We start from the raw sequence: 15,853 nt of genomic DNA, 5'->3' as shown, positions 1-15,853 counted from the left end.
CCGCCCACATAACTGGTGCGGTTAATTACCGCATTTTATGAATTATTATCTTGCTGTTGCTGAGCTAGCAATGTTCGCAGGCCCGCCGATTTATTATTAATTTCTTGCCACTCTTGCTCGGCATCAGAACCCGCGACGATACCGGCACCGGCATACAACTGGAGCCATTGCTCCTCCACCCATGCTGAACGCAGAGTCACACTGAATTCACTCTGTTTTTGTGAAAGATATCCCGCCGAACCGGCATACCAGCCGCGCGAAAAAGGTTCGTTCTCTGCAATAAACTGCCGGGCAATATTGCGCGGCAAACCGGCCACCGCTGCTGTTGGTTGTAGCCGTTGCAAGCAATCAGTATCACTGGTCCGATTCAGTTCGGCATGAATACGGCGGCGTAAATGCTGCACTTTGCGCAAGCGGATAACCTCCGGCGGCATCACATCCACCGCCACCACTCCGCCGTGTAAACGCTGGCAAATATCATCGACCACCAGTAAATTTTCCCGCTGATTTTTTTCATCATTCATCAGCCAATTAGCCAGTTCGCAGGCTTGCGCGGCATCATCGTCATTGGACACCGTACCCGCCAATGCTTCGGTTTCCAGATGGCAAAGTTGGCGCAAATATAAGCGCTCCGGACTAGAGCCGAGAAATGCCCGCTTAGCATCAAAGCGCAGCATATAGTGAAAACAATGATGATTGACCTGGCGGCTGGCGGCCATAAAAGCCGTACAAGAGAGCGGTTTATTCAGCCTTAAACGAGTGGCCCGCGCCAACACTACCTTCTCCATCTTTTGTTGCTCAATGCGACCCAGAGCCTGCTGAATCAGGCTACTCCATTGCGGATATTCCGGTATTTGGCTGGCATGTTCAATAACCTGGTCTAGTGCAGGAAGTGGTTTGGCGGCAACCAGCTGGTCAATAAAGGTGATAGCGAGTAATGCATCTTGCTGCAGGGAAAAATCACTGACCAGATTGAGGGTCAAATGGGTGTTATTACCGCGCCGCAAAATTTCGATGCGGGGCACAAACAGGAAGCTGGTTTGTGTAGATTGACCATCAGAGTGGTCATCCGTTGAGGGCGCAATAATACTCACGGGTTCAAATGCATTCAGCCCCCAAACTCGCAGCCCGCTGACCGCGTGGTGCTGTTGAATAAACTGATCGGCCGATTGCACATCATTAAATTGCCGGGTCTGACCACAGACGGCGGCCTCTTCATGACCATCACGATGATGCCAATAGAATTGTGGGAAATGGCACTGAGCCGCCAGCCACTCCAGCAATTGACTCCCCACTTGCCCCGGCGCGGGCAAAACAATTTGCCGAATACCTGCCTGGTTAGGGAAACCGGCACGTAGCTTTTGCCGTAATTCGCCCAACAAACCAGAAAGTTGCTTCACGACCACCTCGGCAAATCAACAGAAAGAGTGGGATTATACGGGCCATGAATAATAAAAAAAGTCAGATTGAAAAGTTATTGTTCGTTATCACACTAATATTTGATATCGGTCCCCATCCTTACCTCTTAATAGGGTTAAAAGGCAGGAATACACCTACCTTTCTCATGGGTTATAGGGCATGGCTGGTGGCAGAAATAGCTTAGCGACGAGCCAGTAATAAGCCCACGACTAGCCCCACCGTTGCGCCAATTCCCACACTGCACCAAGGTTTTTCGCGCACATAATCATCGGTACAACACGCAAGCGCTTTTGCCCGTTTGATATAGCATTCACTGCGGCCACTCAAACGGTATTGAACCTCCTTTAATGCTTTCTCCGCCCGTGCTTTGATTTGCTGATAGCTTTCATCGGCAGCATCGCCAGAAGCCCGCAATACCTCTTCCAGCGTATCAGTCAGCATAGTCAGATCGTCATCCAGTGAGGTTTGCTGTTCTTTATCTCGGTTCATATGCATTCTCCATGATTAAAAAAAGAGCATCCTGTAAGGATAGTCTATCTGCGAAGAGGATGGGGAGTTATGGGGGTTGGTTTGGCTATTTGATTGATTCGGCAGGGGGATTGGTTCGTAAGTTAAGTGAGCCGCGCAGTCCTAACAGCCGAACCGGCCCCCCTCGAACCAAATCAATCATAAATACTACATGCCCCCTGCTCTGCTCCGGTAAATCTCTCCCGCAGTGCGCCAAACAACTCTCGCCCAGAACCCACATGGAAAGCCGAGATATCCGGCAATTTCGGGTGGCGAGTGGCCAATTCGCCTTCATCCACCAACAGTGAAAGTTCGCCGCTAACACCATCCACCCGCACCCAATCACCATTACGGACTTTTGCCAATAAACCGCCGCAATACGCTTCTGGAGTCACATGGATCGCCGATGGCACCTTACCTGAAGCCCCGGATAAACGACCATCGGTCACCAATGCCACCTTAAAACCACGATCCAATAACACCCCCAATGGCGGCATCAGTTTATGCAACTCCGGCATACCAATAGCCCGCGGCCCTTGATAACGCACCACTACCACACAGTCTCGGTCCAACGCACCGGATTCAAATGCGGGCCCAACATCATGCTGACTTTCAAATACCACCGCAGGCCCTTCGATAATCTGCTGGTCATGAGGCACAGCAGAGGTTTTCATCACCGCACGCCCTAGATTGCCACTTAATACTTTGGTGCCGCCATGCGGCGAGAACGGCTGAGCTAAACTGGCAATCACTTGGTCATCCAACGACTGCACCGGCCCGCTGCGCCATTGCAGTTCGCCGTTTTCCACATAGGGCTCTTGGGTATAACGTTGCAGGCCAAACCCCGCCACGGTATGCACATCTTCATGCAGTAAACCGCCTTGCATCAATTCCCTTACCAGCAGGGCCACCCCGCCGGCGGCCTGGAAATAATTAATATCGGCCGGGCCATTGGGGTAAATGCGGCATAGCTGAGGAATGACTTCCGACAGTTCGGAGAAATCATCCCAATCAATAATAATGCCAGCGGCACGTGCCATCGCCACCAGATGCATGGTGTGATTCGTCGAACCCCCGGTGGCTAGCAGGGCTACCATGCCATTGACCACCACTTTCTCATCCACCAACTGACCAACCGGCAGATAGTTGCCACTGATTTGGGTCAAGCGAGTGACCTGACGAGCCGCTGCCGCAGTCAAAGCACCACGCAGTGGCGTGTTAGGCTGGATAAATGAAGAGCCGGGCAAGTGTAGACCCATCACTTCCATCACCATCTGATTCGAATTGGCAGTGCCGTAGAACGTACAAGTCCCGGCACTGTGATAAGAGGCCGCTTCGGCTTCCAGCAGGGCATGCCGGTCAACTTTCCCCTCAGCGTAGAGTTGGCGCACCCGCACCTTCTCTTTATTGGATAAACCGCTGCTCATCGGCCCGGCGGGAACGAAAATCGCCGGTAAATGGCCGAATGACAAAGCAGCCATCAGTAACCCTGGCACGATTTTGTCACACACCCCAAGATATAAAGCGCCATCAAACATATTGTGTGATAGGCCGATAGCCGCTGACAGGGCAATCACATCGCGGCTCATCAGTGACAGCTCCATACCATCTTGCCCTTGCGTCACCCCATCACACATGGCGGGAACCCCGCCAGCCACCTGCCCGACCGCCCCCACTTGATGCAGCGCGTCTTTCAACTGTTGTGGATAATGTTCATACGGCTGATGGGCGGACAGCATATCGTTATAGGAAGTAATAATGGCAATATCACTGCGCACCATATTTTTCAGTGCGGCTTTATCATCCGGTTGGCAAGCAGCAAAACCATGGGCCAGATTGCCGCAAGCCAGTTGCGAACGGTGAACCGTATTTTCTTTTGCCGCACTGATTCGCTGTAGATAAGCCGTACGAGTCGGCGCAGACCGCGCAATAATACGCCGCGTCACACGGGTGAGAGTCGGGTTCATCGCCATTCCTTATTCACTTAAGGGAGTCAAAAGTTCAATACTGCCGGCAGGGAGACCGATAAAGTCTGCCAATACTTGCAACAGCAAATTGTGGTCATCTAAATGTGGTGCGCCAGAAACATTAACGCTGCCAATAATACCGGCCTGTTTAATTTGTAGCGGGAACCCACCACCTAGCGCGGCATAGTCTCGCGAACTGACGCCATAGCGAGCCTCAAGCGAGGTCTGCCGCTGTTGCAGCATTAACCCGGCGGCATAGGAACTGGTACCCAATAACTCCACAACATTACGTTTTCGCCGCAACCAATCACTGTTTTCAGCGCTGGTGCCGGGCATGGCGTAGCTAAATAAAGTCTGCCCGTTCACAGTGATATTGATGGCCAGAGCCACACCTTGTTGCTCTGCCTGATGCTTTATTTTTTCACCTAGCAGCCAGACAGCTTCATGATTGAAATGTGTCAATTGCAACAGCTGTTGATGCTGTTGGCTGTGGGCGAGTTGCTGCGGTAAATTCATGAATTTCTCCAGTGTTAGCGGGCCGGCGGCATGGCTATTTCAGCGAATGCCGCCTACCGGTTTAGGCGCGTTTTGCTTTGGCTAAACCTTTGTCAGCAATCCCCTTGGCGGTAACTTCAACATCACACTCTTTCGGCAAGCTCAGGGTAATCAGCCCGGCAATAATCAGGGAACCGGCTAACATGCAAACTGCGGCACTCTGGCCGTAGAAGAAAATCATCACCCCCACCAGATACGGGCCGCAAAAACCACCCAGATTGCCTAATCCATTAATCACACCACGCGCCCCGCCCGCCACTTCCGGCACGGCAATACGCCCAGGAATAGACCAGAATGGGCTGGTCGCGGCTTTCAGGAAGAAACCACACACCACCAATGCCAGATAAGAGATCAACACGTTGTGACGGAAAATAACCGATGTCACCAGACCAGCGGCAAAGCAGAACAGGGAAATCATAATTAACAGGCGGCGTTTACCGGTTTTATCCGACAGCGCAGAGATGAGATAAATACCGGCGGTTGTGGCAATAAAAGGCAGAATGGCCAGAATGCCGACTGAGGCCATATTGCCGCCAGTGAGATTTTTCAGGATCGTGGGCAGCCATAAGGTGTAGCCATAATCTCCAGTCTGATAAAAGAAGTTCAGCGCGACCAGTTTCATCAAACCTTTATTCAGGAAAACAGCTTTTAGCGGTGCATGAGTCACTGGTGCTTCCAGCTTGCGCTCAGCACGTTCCCGCGCCAGTTCGGTGACCAGATAATCACGCTCTTTTGCTGACAGCCATTTGGCCTCTTCTGGCCGATCACTGATAACAAACCACCACATCACCAGCACCACGGCTGACAGCGAACCTTCCAGGAAGAACAGCCAGCGCCAATCCAGCGCATTGATGATAAAACCGGATAGCGGCGCGGTGAACATGCCACCGATAGGAGCAAACATCATCACGAAAGCATTGGCGCGGCCAATCTCACGTTCCGGGAACCAGTTGCTGACCATGGTCAACACCACCGGCAACATGCCGCCCTCAGAAACCCCCAGCACAAAGCGCAGGAATAACAGTTGATAATGGTTAGTGACAAAGCCTGTCAAAATAGAAACGACGGCCCAAACCATAAGGGAGTAAGCAATAAATTTTCTGCCGCTGCCATGAACAGCAATGCGGCCACCCGGTACTTGCAAAAATAAATAACCAATAAAGAAAATACCGCCCGCTAAACCGGCCATTTGGCTGGTAATAGCCAGATCACTTTCCATACCGCCCGGTAGTGCAAAACTAATATTAACCCGGTCCATAAAAGAAATAATACAAGCAATCATTATTGGAACAATAACGCGGAACCAACGGGCATTAGGGATCTTACTGTCCATATATATACGCCTTATGATAATAGCAAAGTATTACCCTGCACCAAGAATAAAAGTGCAGGATAGAGCGAAAGCAAATAATAAATATTTTCTGTTGTTAATTAAAAATCACGAAATATTCTTATTATTCCTAATATTTTATTTATTTGTAGATGATTGCAGTTGGCGCTTTTTCACCTGAAAAGTGGGCAAGAATATTTGAGAAAACAATATCGCTCATTTGAATTCTAGTTTCAGTTGTAGCACTGGCTATATGCGGCAGTAATACAACATTATCCATATCAATCAAGGTTTGTGGCACATTAGGTTCATCTGCAAATACATCTAAACCAGCACCACCAATTTCTTGCTGCTGTAATGCGTGAATTAAGTCATCCTGATTAATCATGCTGCCACGAGCAATATTGATCAGCAGCGCATGATTTGGCATAGCAGAAAAAGTGGTTTTATTCACCAGACCGGCGCTGTCTTTCCCACCCGAGATAGCCACCACCAAAATATCGCTTTGTTTGGCAAGAGTGATTAAGTCCGGCACATATTGGTACGGCAGGCTCTCGATGTGTACGGTGTCGGTATAAGCAATTTGCATATCAAAACCAGCAGCACGGCGGGCAATGGCCTGACCAATACGGCCCATACCAAAAATGCCCAGACGTTTACCCGTCACTTTAGAAGATAATGGCAGGCTGCTATGCGGCCACTGCCCGGCACGCAGGAACTTATCGGCCTGACATAAACGACGAGAGGTGGCAATAATCAACCCCAGCGCGGTGTCTGCCACATCGTCAGTCAGTACACCCGGTGTCGTAGTCACAATGATATTGCGCTCACGAGTCATATCCAGATCCACAGCGTCGGTGCCCACACCGAATATTGAGATAATCTGCACTTCAGGTAATAACGCCAGCACCTCGTTGGTCACGCCAATATCACCGCGAGTCACAATAGCTTTAATATTCTTGCCCTGCTCTGCCAGAAACTCATCCGGATCAGTAAATTGGAAGAGTTTATGAACAGTGAAGTTTTGTTCCAGCTTCTCAGTTAAATAGTCCATTACCGGCGCGATAATCAATACGGCTTGTTTGCTGTTTTTCATTACGAGTACCTGATCATGTCAATAAATCAAAAAAAACCAGAATGGCGACAGGTAATCATTGGATGATTGAGCCATTCAGCGAGTGTCGTTATGAGACCTGTTTTCAATGTTTTATTTTGTGACGAAGGTCACTGTAAATCATGTTAAGAAAACATGTTACCGGTAACGTGACCGACCTATCATTGCTTAAGCTGAATTGTTTCAGCCAATCAGATGAGCGTTAATGACTTATGCAATGCATTAATTGAAATGTTATCGATTGGTGCTATTTGTTATGGCAGGAAATACCATTATGGCTGGATAATTAGAGAAGAAAGCCGCTGCCATCAAAAAGCACAATGGCCGTTATTGGCAGTAGACAATCCTTTGCACAACCGTGGATAGGTTAGATAGTTCCACCGAGTGAAATGCGATAATGGAGATCAACTTGTTCAATTGTAGGGATATTTTTTATTTTCTTAATCAATATTTCTGCCGCAACTTTGCCCATTTCAAAACGTGGCGTGGTGACACTGGCCAGCACCGGTGTCGTCGCTTGACCAATATCTAGCCCATGGAAACCGGAAATGGCCATTTCTGCTGGCACCGCAATGCCCAGTTTTAAGCATTCTTGTAACACACCCACAGCCATATCATCATTGGTACAGAAAATGGCATCGACCTGCGGATACATTTGTCGTGCCAATGCCAACATGCCAGCACCAATAGAGACGGACGAAACTTTATTTGGGGTAATGTGCAAAGGCGAGAATCCAGCATCGTTCATTGCTTGGCTATATCCTTGATAACGTTTGCGATCTCGCACATCAGACATCGAACCAAAATAGACAATATTCTGTTTACCACTGGCCAGCAGTGTTGCCGTCATATCATAGGCGGCCTGATAATTATTAAAACCCACAGTAATACGATTGGACTGTGGCTCCAGATCCATGACTTGTGCCACGGGAAGTTCCAAAGCATTCAAATACTTATCAGCACGTAAGGTATGTTCAGAGTCAGTCAGAATCAGTCCTGAAATCTGGCAGGAGAGTAGATTGATTATCTGCTCCTCTTCACGTTCTTTATTGTAATTATAGTTAACCACTAACGTTTGATAGCCACTCGCCGCAGTGACCGATTCAATGCCCGCCAGTAAATCAGAGAAAATCTGGTTATTAAAAGATGGCACCAAGATACCAATGCGTGGGCTCTTTTGATTAAGACTGCTTTCCCCATCAGAATCAACACTGTAATTCACTTCAGCCATCACCTGAGCAATGCGCTCGCCGGTTTCCGGAGCCACTTTTTCCGGCGTGCGTAAGTAGCGGCTGACGGTCATTTTGGTCACACCGGCAAGTAACGCGATATCCTGTAACGTAACACGCTGGTTTTTCATGGCTTATACCTGGAAGTGGTGTGCAGGAAGAGTGAAATGATTATGCACTGTTAGTGCGGATAATGAAAAGCATGTTACAGGTTAAAAATACCATAACAAGCATGCCATTCATTATTAATTTACTTTACTATCAATAGTTTAATTTTAAATTCCACCCTAAAATGGGCATAACTTTGACTGATAGCGCAATTCCCCCCTCATCAAGGCGATATAGCTCACGTAAGCGGTAACAGCTTGCCGTAACATGATTTAAAGTGATCTACATCACGGTTTGCCAAGGCAGAAAACGGTTTGATAGACACATGTTTTCAGGCACCACTTTATAGCATTTCATATTACTGACAGTTAAGTTATTACTGTATTAATTCGGTAGTCATCCGGCAATGATTTTTATTTTATATGTCGCTTAATTCGCACCATCAGGAATTTATTATGAAGAATTTATTTTCGCTAGAAAAACGTAAAGTATTAATTACCGGTTCCGCACAAGGAATCGGATTTTTATTAGCAAAAGGCTTGGCCGAATTTGGCGCAGAAATAATTATTAATGATATTACCGCTGAGCGAGCAGATAAAGCAGTTGCTGAATTGCGTACCAGTGGTTTTATTGCTCATGCTGCAGCCTTTAATGTTACCGACCATGATGCAGTTAATGATGCTATTACACAAATAGAAAACAGCATTGGCGCTATTGATATTTTAATTAATAATGCCGGTATTCAACGTCGCCATGCTTTTACTGAATTTCCGGAGAAAGATTGGGATGATGTTATTGCAGTCAACCAAAAATCCGTATTCTTGGTTTCACAAGCGGTCTCCCGCTATATGGTCAAACGCCAACGCGGCAAAATTATTAATATTTGCTCAATGCAGAGTGAATTAGGTCGCGACACCATCACGCCATATGCCGCCTCTAAAGGTGCAGTCAAGATGCTGACCCGCGGTATGTGTGTCGAGTTGGCCAGATACAACATTCAGGTCAATGGTATTGCTCCCGGCTATTTCAAAACAGAGATGACAAAAGCACTGGTTGATGACAAAGCCTTCACTGATTGGCTGTGTAAACGTACTCCGGCAGCCCGTTGGGGGGATCCGCAAGAGTTGATTGGTGCCGCAGTGTACTTGTCTTCCAAAGCTTCTGATTTTGTTAATGGCCATCTGTTATTTGTAGATGGTGGCATGTTGGTCGCCGTTTAATCTTCGCTATTCACGTTGCGGCGTGTTAACCCATTAATAAATCGCCGAGGGAAGTTATGTCCGGTAAATGCATTATTGTTATGGGCGTTTCCGGCACCGGTAAATCCTGTGTCGGCCAAGCATTAGCACAAGCGCTGAGTGCCAAATTTATAGACGGCGATGACCTGCATCCTCGCACTAACATCCAAAAAATGGCATCAAGTCAGCCTCTTAATGACCAAGACCGTGCCCCTTGGCTAGAGCGATTGAGTGACGTGGCCTATAGCCTGCAACAAAAAAATGAAGTGGGCTTTCTGGTTTGTTCAGCCTTGAAAAAGCAGTATCGAGACCGCCTGCGCGAAGGTAATCAGGGGGTGCGTTTTCTGTGGTTGACCGGCGATTATGATTTGGTATTGCACAGGATGCAGCAGCGGGCCGGGCACTTTATGCCGGAGAGTCTGTTAAAGAGCCAGTTCGCGACACTGGAAACCCCAGATGCCCTTGAGCCAGACGTGATTGCCATCGATATTTCGCCCAATGTTGCCAGTGTTGTTGAACACTGCATTGCCGCGCTAGAGCAAGAGAGCAACGTGAGCCATTGCGCTTAGGTACTCTTTGCATCATGCCGACGTAAGAATTTAGGAATTATTATGATACTTGATGAACTGAAAAATGCGGTGAATAACCCACTCTATCCAGATGCTATCCGCCGCACCCTGGTGGCAATCAGTAATATGGATTTAGCTAATCTGCCCGCGGGCGAACAAGAGATTGAGGGCCGCGAGATTTACCTGAATCACATTATTGCCAACAGCAAGCCACTCTATGAACAGGCCCCTGAATTGCATCGTTACTACATTGATATTCATATTTTGCTGGAAGGCAACGAGGTGATTGGAGCTTCACCCTCAGCTCAGGGCCAGCGCCCAACAATGGATTTTGATACTGAGCGAGACTATGGCCTGTTTGAGGGGATCAGCACGGAAACTTTGTTAACACTGGCTCCTGGCGATATTGTGCTGCTATTCCCAGGCGAGCTGCATCGCCCAATGGGGACATTGGCTGAGGTTGCCCCTCTGCGCAAGATAGTGGTTAAGGTTGCGAATCATCTGTTGTGATGTGATTTTGCTAAGGTTTAATCCAGCAAGCAATAATGGCTTTCATCACCGCCAGTCTTTTTTCTAATGCCTCTGGCGTGATGAGATCCTGCTGATAAACAATCGACAATATCCCGTTGTTTATCAGATAGAAAAACCCAGCACTGAAACTGCCTGCCATCAATGCCCGGCTTAATACTTTTTCCTGCTCGCCGCATTCAATTAATATTCAAAAATTGGGTATTGTTATGCGATGCGATGAGTTTCCATGGACTCTATCGGGCACTTATGTGCAATGCCTGCCTTACATCTATTACGTATATCAATAAAGTGGCGGTTAGTTTTCGCTGGCGGCATATGGCGCTGGGGTCGATAGCCTTACTGACAGCACTGGATGTCTATATCTCGTCAGGAGGGGCCGCCGTCGAGCCAGAGTCACAATCCTTAAAGCCCATATTATTCCATGGGCTTTTTATTGCAGTAAAAAAACAATTTTACTCTGCATCAGTTGAATGCTGTAAAGTCGCACCCTTCCCTTGACGGCGCGGCCTTGCAGCCAACCACAATCCACTGTTTTTCATTGCATAACCAAACACCACCCCGACCAATACCGAGACAGTCACTAATTTCCAGTCACCATTACCGGCAAAGGTGGCGCAAGCACCGATAAAGGTACCGGGCACAAAGGATAGCCATTGCTGATACGCCTGAATGCACATCAAAAACGCCACCATACCCGTTAGAACATACCCAAGGATTGCCCATTCTGGCTGTAAAGCGCTGCCCTGAATAATCATCATCGCCCAGAAGACCCCACTCATGCAGGTAAGTAGAGTGATAAGCAACCCTTTCAAGCCACCTTGCGGACAGGCGAAATACGCAGTACAACCAAGAAAACCCGCCCAACTGATCAGTCCCAAGCTGACCGCGACCCACCCCCAAATGCCTGAAAGCACCCCGGTGGTAATAGCAATCATCAGAATAATATTCATTTACGTCACTCACGATAAAATTCAATCAATAGGGATCGAACAGTGGGTATATTTTACCCAAAACTACGTAGAATTTTGCTTGTTGAGTCACAAATTAAATGATAGAAATGCAAACAAAAGACTTACAATGTGATTTATATCACACAAAAATCCAATATGAAGAGGCTAGATAACAGGCAATCACATCAGCAGAATTTCTGGCGTCACCTACGAATAGATATAAACACTTAATAGTCACTAAAAAGTGTAAAAATTTAATGAGGAACTATATCAAAGTAACTATTTTAATAAAATAACAATTAAAATATATTATTTATTCTGGTCATTAATTAATTTACTCTAAAAAATCTAAAAACAACATTTATAATAATGAGGTTATATAAATGAACTATTTAATTTATATAGTAATCCCAATTATTGTTTATAGCCAAACAGCCATGACAAGTAAGAATAACGACCAACTTACACCTATCGAAGACAATGTGTGTTTTTATAAGGATGAAAACTATTCAAATAAATTATTCTGCCTGGAAAATAACAATGCCGTGGGTAAATTAAACAGTAATTACAATAATTCAATATCTTCCATTAAAGTCCCTAAAGGCTTAGCTGTAAGTATATATCAAGATTATTTTTATAAAGGAGGGGATACGATAATTTATTCTGATACCAGTATGGATGAGTTAAAGAATTTAGGGCTTCAAGATAATATCAGTTCGCTTTATATAACCTCTGCCGCATGTTTTCATACTGAAGACCATTTTTCTGGCTCTCAACATTGTTTAGCCGCCGACCACAGCGAGGATTTTTATTCAAAAAAAACTAATGGCATTAAAAATGACAGTATCTCATCAATTTATGTCCCTAGAGATATGCTAGTTTCTATATATAAAAATGATGACTTTAACCTGCCTTATTATTCCATTCATGAGAGCATTGATGCTGATGGATTACGTAAAATAGGTATGTTTAATGATATATCAAGCATACGAACATACAATGAAAAGTTCGTTTTTTGTATCGATAACTGTGTTATTCAAAAATCAATAACCTACTCTCTCTCTTCAATATTTGACAGCTATTGGACTAATGATAACCTCCCGCATAAATATATACTGTTAAATATGAAAAGAACGAAAAATGATAATTATGAAATCATATTATTAGAGGATAATCATGTCTTGGTTAACTATGCCACAATCACCTTTAGACAAAAGAACCAGCAAGAAGACCTCAGCTTCTATCTAAATGAAAGCTCTAATGAGATCACATTACTTATCAGAATCAGTGACCCTGTGGTTGAAATTCAATATGTCGAATCTTATAACAAACAATATATAAATAGTTCACCACTGATTATATCTGATTCGATAGATATGAGTAAAATAGAGCCCAGTATTATTGTTAATAATAAAGAAGTAGAGTGGCCATTAATTCTTAATAGTGCTGTGTTTGCAGTAAACAGAGGGTTCTCCCTACCTAAAAGAAATACCAATGACATTATGATTTGTATTACCAACCCATTGCTAGGGCTTTATAACTATGTTGTGCAAGGTCGCTGTAATCAGCCTGAACTCTTCGTTACCAAACTAGAGAAACTGTTTAATAGCAACATTGAGGGACACCCTGAAAAGATACTGCAAGTAGCTGGCAGTGCCAAGCCGCTGGCACCACTACAAAACAATATGCCAGATCATTCTGCAAGGGTTCATCCTCTGCTGATGCAGCTCACTCACATTAATGCTGATACCCGTGGACATACTTTGTCCATCGCGGGAGCTACATTCGCCTGTAAAAACCCCTTAGTGGGTGGAACTCATCGTATTACCCATCGCCAGATAAAACCGAGCCAGAGTTCAAACTGTATTTTGTGGACCATGGATATTCTAACTGATTATACCCTGCTGTTTGGCAGCAGCATTATTACTTGGAATCGTAATCATTTTGGCCAAATCATCAGTAATATCATGGCTCGCGGCTCCACTGGCTACGCCGTCCGGGATACTATTATAGAAGATCGGCTGATTGCGGCGGTATTACAGCACCTGCACCCAACAAGTCCAACTGAACTAGCTCATATTAAAACAGCCTTTGATTATGCTCAGCTGACTTATGTTGGCTATCAAGAACTCAATGCTTTGGATGCCGAACAAGAAGAGTTATTTACCCTGGCAAGAGAACCTATACAGGCACAGTCTCTGCCAATGGGTCGCTATGAACTTCAGCTTGAGAGTTATACTTTTAGGGAAATCATCCCCAGAATTCGTGAATATCAACAATGGGTTGAACACCCTGAATTACGTTTTGACGTCGAGGTCATTAGTGGTACACCAGAAGAGACGTCAGCAGCTCGTCAACGGATACTACAAACCGCCGAACAGTGGCGTGAAACCTATTTTAGCCGCAGCCTTCCCCGTGTCCCCAGTGGGCAGCCAAGTTCTCAAGATGCCACCTTTATACAAACGGGTCGAACAGTCAGTGATATTATCCGAAGCTGGTTGCGCACCCCCAGTGAAGATTATATTTATGTTGTCGTCAGGTTGCGGGGAGAAATTATCAGCCTGGCTGTCGCCACAGATATTGGCAATGATAATGTTGGGTTGGCCGCATCGATTACCGCACCCGCTTATGTTATTAACCCAATAGCGGAAAGTTCGGTTCGAGGCAGCGGTACTGCCGCAGTGCATGCGCTCGCCCAGCATCTCAAAGAAAAAAACAAAAAAAGTTTGGTTTCGATTGTGATATCCCAACCCTCGGCAATTGTGAAAAACAAGCTGGGTTTTAAATTTATCGAAGATATGTAGTTGCCCAATATAAAAAACAAAACCCCCTGTCAGCCGATGCTCACAGGGGGTTTATTGACTCTTTACGGCATGATTACATCAGTGGCTGAGCCATTTGTACCAAGGTAATCAATGGCTGTGGATAGATACCCAGCACCAGTACCAAAATCGCGGAAATCAGTACTACGACACCTCCGGCAGTCAATGCCCAGTTATTTGGCGTATCGCGGACCAAGGTTTCCGGGGCACTAAGGTACAAACTGACCGTTACACGCAGGTAATAATACAGGCCGATAGCACTGCCCAATACCACCGCACCGGTCAGCCACCACAGGTTAGCACTGACACCCATAGCCACCACAAAGAACTTACCGATAAAGCCCAGTGTCATTGGGATACCGGCCAGAGATAGCATCATCACCGTCATCACCGCAGACAGAATCGGCTTATGCCAGAACAACCCACGGTACGAGAACAGCGACTCTGCATCCGGGCCTTTGTACGGGCTAGACATCAAGCTGACCACACCGAAAGCACCCAAGCTGCTGAACAGATAACCCGCCAGATAGACACCGACAGTTTCCAGTGCCAACTGGTGAGTTTGTACCGCGACCAGCGCAATCAGCAGATAGCCAAGATGCGCGATAGAGGAATAACCCAGCAGACGTTTGATATTGGTCTGGCTGATAGCCATCAGGTTACCAAACAGAATGGATGCCACCGCAATCAGTGAAAGTACCAAACGGACTGCTTCACTGTCGGCCGCAGGCGCATAGAGGAACAAGCGCATCACCACTGCAAAGATGGCGATCTTACTGGCTGTTGCCAGGAAAGTAGATACCGGGGCGGGTGCACCCTGATACACATCCGGCGTCCACAGTTGGAATGGCACCAGTGACAATTTAAAGCCGAGGCCGACAATCATCATCCCCAGCCCCGCCAGAATCAGCGGCTGGTGAATAACCGAGTCACTCAAGCTTTTGCCCAGACCGGCGAAAGACAAGCTACCGGACTCTGCATACAACAGCGCCATACCAAACAGCAGGAATGATGATGCCGCCGCAGACAGCAGCATGTACTTGATACTGGCTTCCAGTGAGCGCTTCTGACGATAGGCATAGCCAATCAGGCCAAATAGCGGCAAGGAAATCAATTCAATGCCCAGGAACAACGAAGCCAGATGATTGGCACTGGCCAGCAGAATGCCACCCATGGTCGCAATCAGCACCAGCAGGTAAAACTCTTCGCGGTTATCTGGATAGCCATTAAGCCACGGATAGGCAAAGGTACTGGTTGCCAGACTGGCAGCAATCACCAGCCCGGTATAGAACATCGAATAGCCGTCAACCCGCATCAGCGGCGTGACATCCATCGGCCCGACCTGACCGACAAAGTAAAGTGACAGCAGTGCCAGGTTAAGCCCGATAACCGTCAGAGTGGCGTTAAGAAAGTGATCGCGTCGCCACGCAATGGACAGCATCACAACCACCACCGTCAATCCGACGATCAACAGCGGTAGCATTGCGATCAGTTGTTGAGGAGTTATTGTCATG

At 46.7% G+C, this 15,853-nt stretch carries 14 protein-coding genes; 4 read left to right on the top strand and 10 right to left on the bottom strand.

Annotation, left to right across the window (positions count from 1 at the left end):
* Positions 1-35: 35 nt before the first annotated feature.
* The 7 genes from menF to DJ58_RS16170 all read right to left on the bottom strand — a co-directional run bounded on the left by menF (position 36) and on the right by DJ58_RS16170 (position 8,252).
* Positions 36-1,400, bottom strand: a complete 1,365-nt coding sequence (gene menF, locus DJ58_RS16140) for an isochorismate synthase MenF (RefSeq protein ID WP_032910956.1) — start codon at positions 1,398-1,400, stop codon at positions 36-38.
* 199 nt (positions 1,401-1,599) lie between these two features.
* Positions 1,600-1,908, bottom strand: a complete 309-nt coding sequence (locus DJ58_RS16145; RefSeq protein WP_032910957.1) for an ElaB/YgaM/YqjD family protein — start codon at positions 1,906-1,908, stop codon at positions 1,600-1,602.
* A 173-nt stretch (positions 1,909-2,081) separates the two neighbouring features.
* Entirely contained in the window at positions 2,082-3,893 is a 1,812-nt protein-coding gene (gene edd, locus DJ58_RS16150) for a phosphogluconate dehydratase (protein WP_032910959.1), read from the bottom strand.
* A gap of 9 nt (positions 3,894-3,902) precedes the next feature.
* Positions 3,903-4,409, bottom strand: coding sequence for a heme-degrading domain-containing protein (locus tag DJ58_RS16155; RefSeq protein WP_004708741.1), 507 nt, complete (start codon positions 4,407-4,409; stop codon positions 3,903-3,905).
* Positions 4,410-4,470: 61 nt separating this feature from the next.
* Positions 4,471-5,781, bottom strand: a complete 1,311-nt coding sequence (locus DJ58_RS16160) for an MFS transporter (RefSeq protein ID WP_004708742.1) — start codon at positions 5,779-5,781, stop codon at positions 4,471-4,473.
* Positions 5,782-5,920: 139 nt separating this feature from the next.
* A complete protein-coding gene (locus tag DJ58_RS16165) occupies positions 5,921-6,874 on the bottom strand; it encodes a 2-hydroxyacid dehydrogenase (RefSeq protein ID WP_004708744.1) in 954 nt (317 codons plus the stop codon).
* A 385-nt stretch (positions 6,875-7,259) separates the two neighbouring features.
* Positions 7,260-8,252 (bottom strand): LacI family DNA-binding transcriptional regulator, encoded by a 993-nt coding sequence (locus DJ58_RS16170; RefSeq protein WP_004708747.1) that lies wholly within the window; start codon positions 8,250-8,252, stop codon positions 7,260-7,262.
* Between the two features lie 432 nt (positions 8,253-8,684).
* On the opposite strand from DJ58_RS16170, the gene idnO reads away from it, so the two are divergent.
* From idnO to DJ58_RS16185, 3 genes are read left to right on the top strand one after another with little or no spacing between them, the layout of a single operon-like run.
* On the top strand, positions 8,685-9,449 hold the full coding sequence (gene idnO / locus DJ58_RS16175) for a gluconate 5-dehydrogenase (RefSeq protein WP_004708749.1): 765 nt from the start codon (positions 8,685-8,687) through the stop codon (positions 9,447-9,449).
* A gap of 56 nt (positions 9,450-9,505) precedes the next feature.
* The gene (locus DJ58_RS16180; RefSeq protein ID WP_004708751.1) at positions 9,506-10,036 is read left to right on the top strand and encodes a gluconokinase; all 531 of its coding nucleotides are present in this window, start codon (positions 9,506-9,508) and stop codon (positions 10,034-10,036) included.
* Positions 10,037-10,078: 42 nt separating this feature from the next.
* Positions 10,079-10,546, top strand: a complete 468-nt coding sequence (locus DJ58_RS16185; RefSeq protein ID WP_004708754.1) for a NanQ anomerase/TabA/YiaL family protein — start codon at positions 10,079-10,081, stop codon at positions 10,544-10,546.
* Between the two features lie 10 nt (positions 10,547-10,556).
* Here DJ58_RS16185 and DJ58_RS23340 read toward each other — a convergent pair whose 3' ends face one another.
* Positions 10,557-10,706, bottom strand: coding sequence for a hypothetical protein (locus tag DJ58_RS23340; RefSeq protein ID WP_004708756.1), 150 nt, complete (start codon positions 10,704-10,706; stop codon positions 10,557-10,559).
* Positions 10,707-11,019: 313 nt separating this feature from the next.
* Positions 11,020-11,517 carry a DUF1097 domain-containing protein gene (locus DJ58_RS16190; protein WP_004708759.1) on the bottom strand — a complete coding sequence of 166 codons (498 nt, stop codon included), beginning with the start codon at positions 11,515-11,517 and terminating at the stop codon, positions 11,020-11,022.
* Positions 11,518-11,900: 383 nt separating this feature from the next.
* Here DJ58_RS16190 and DJ58_RS16195 point away from each other — a divergent pair, with 383 nt between their 5' ends.
* Positions 11,901-14,321 (top strand): hypothetical protein, encoded by a 2,421-nt coding sequence (locus DJ58_RS16195; RefSeq protein WP_004708761.1) that lies wholly within the window; start codon positions 11,901-11,903, stop codon positions 14,319-14,321.
* 73 nt (positions 14,322-14,394) lie between these two features.
* Here DJ58_RS16195 and nuoN read toward each other — a convergent pair whose 3' ends face one another.
* Positions 14,395-15,852 (bottom strand): NADH-quinone oxidoreductase subunit NuoN, encoded by a 1,458-nt coding sequence (gene nuoN, locus DJ58_RS16200; RefSeq protein ID WP_004708764.1) that lies wholly within the window; start codon positions 15,850-15,852, stop codon positions 14,395-14,397.
* Position 15,853 lies beyond the last annotated feature (1 nt).

The organism is Yersinia frederiksenii ATCC 33641, assembly GCF_000754805.1.
Lineage (GTDB): Bacteria > Pseudomonadota > Gammaproteobacteria > Enterobacterales > Enterobacteriaceae > Yersinia > Yersinia frederiksenii.
Note: the sequence above shows the minus strand (reverse complement) of the source record. Positions and strands in the feature narration are given on the sequence as shown.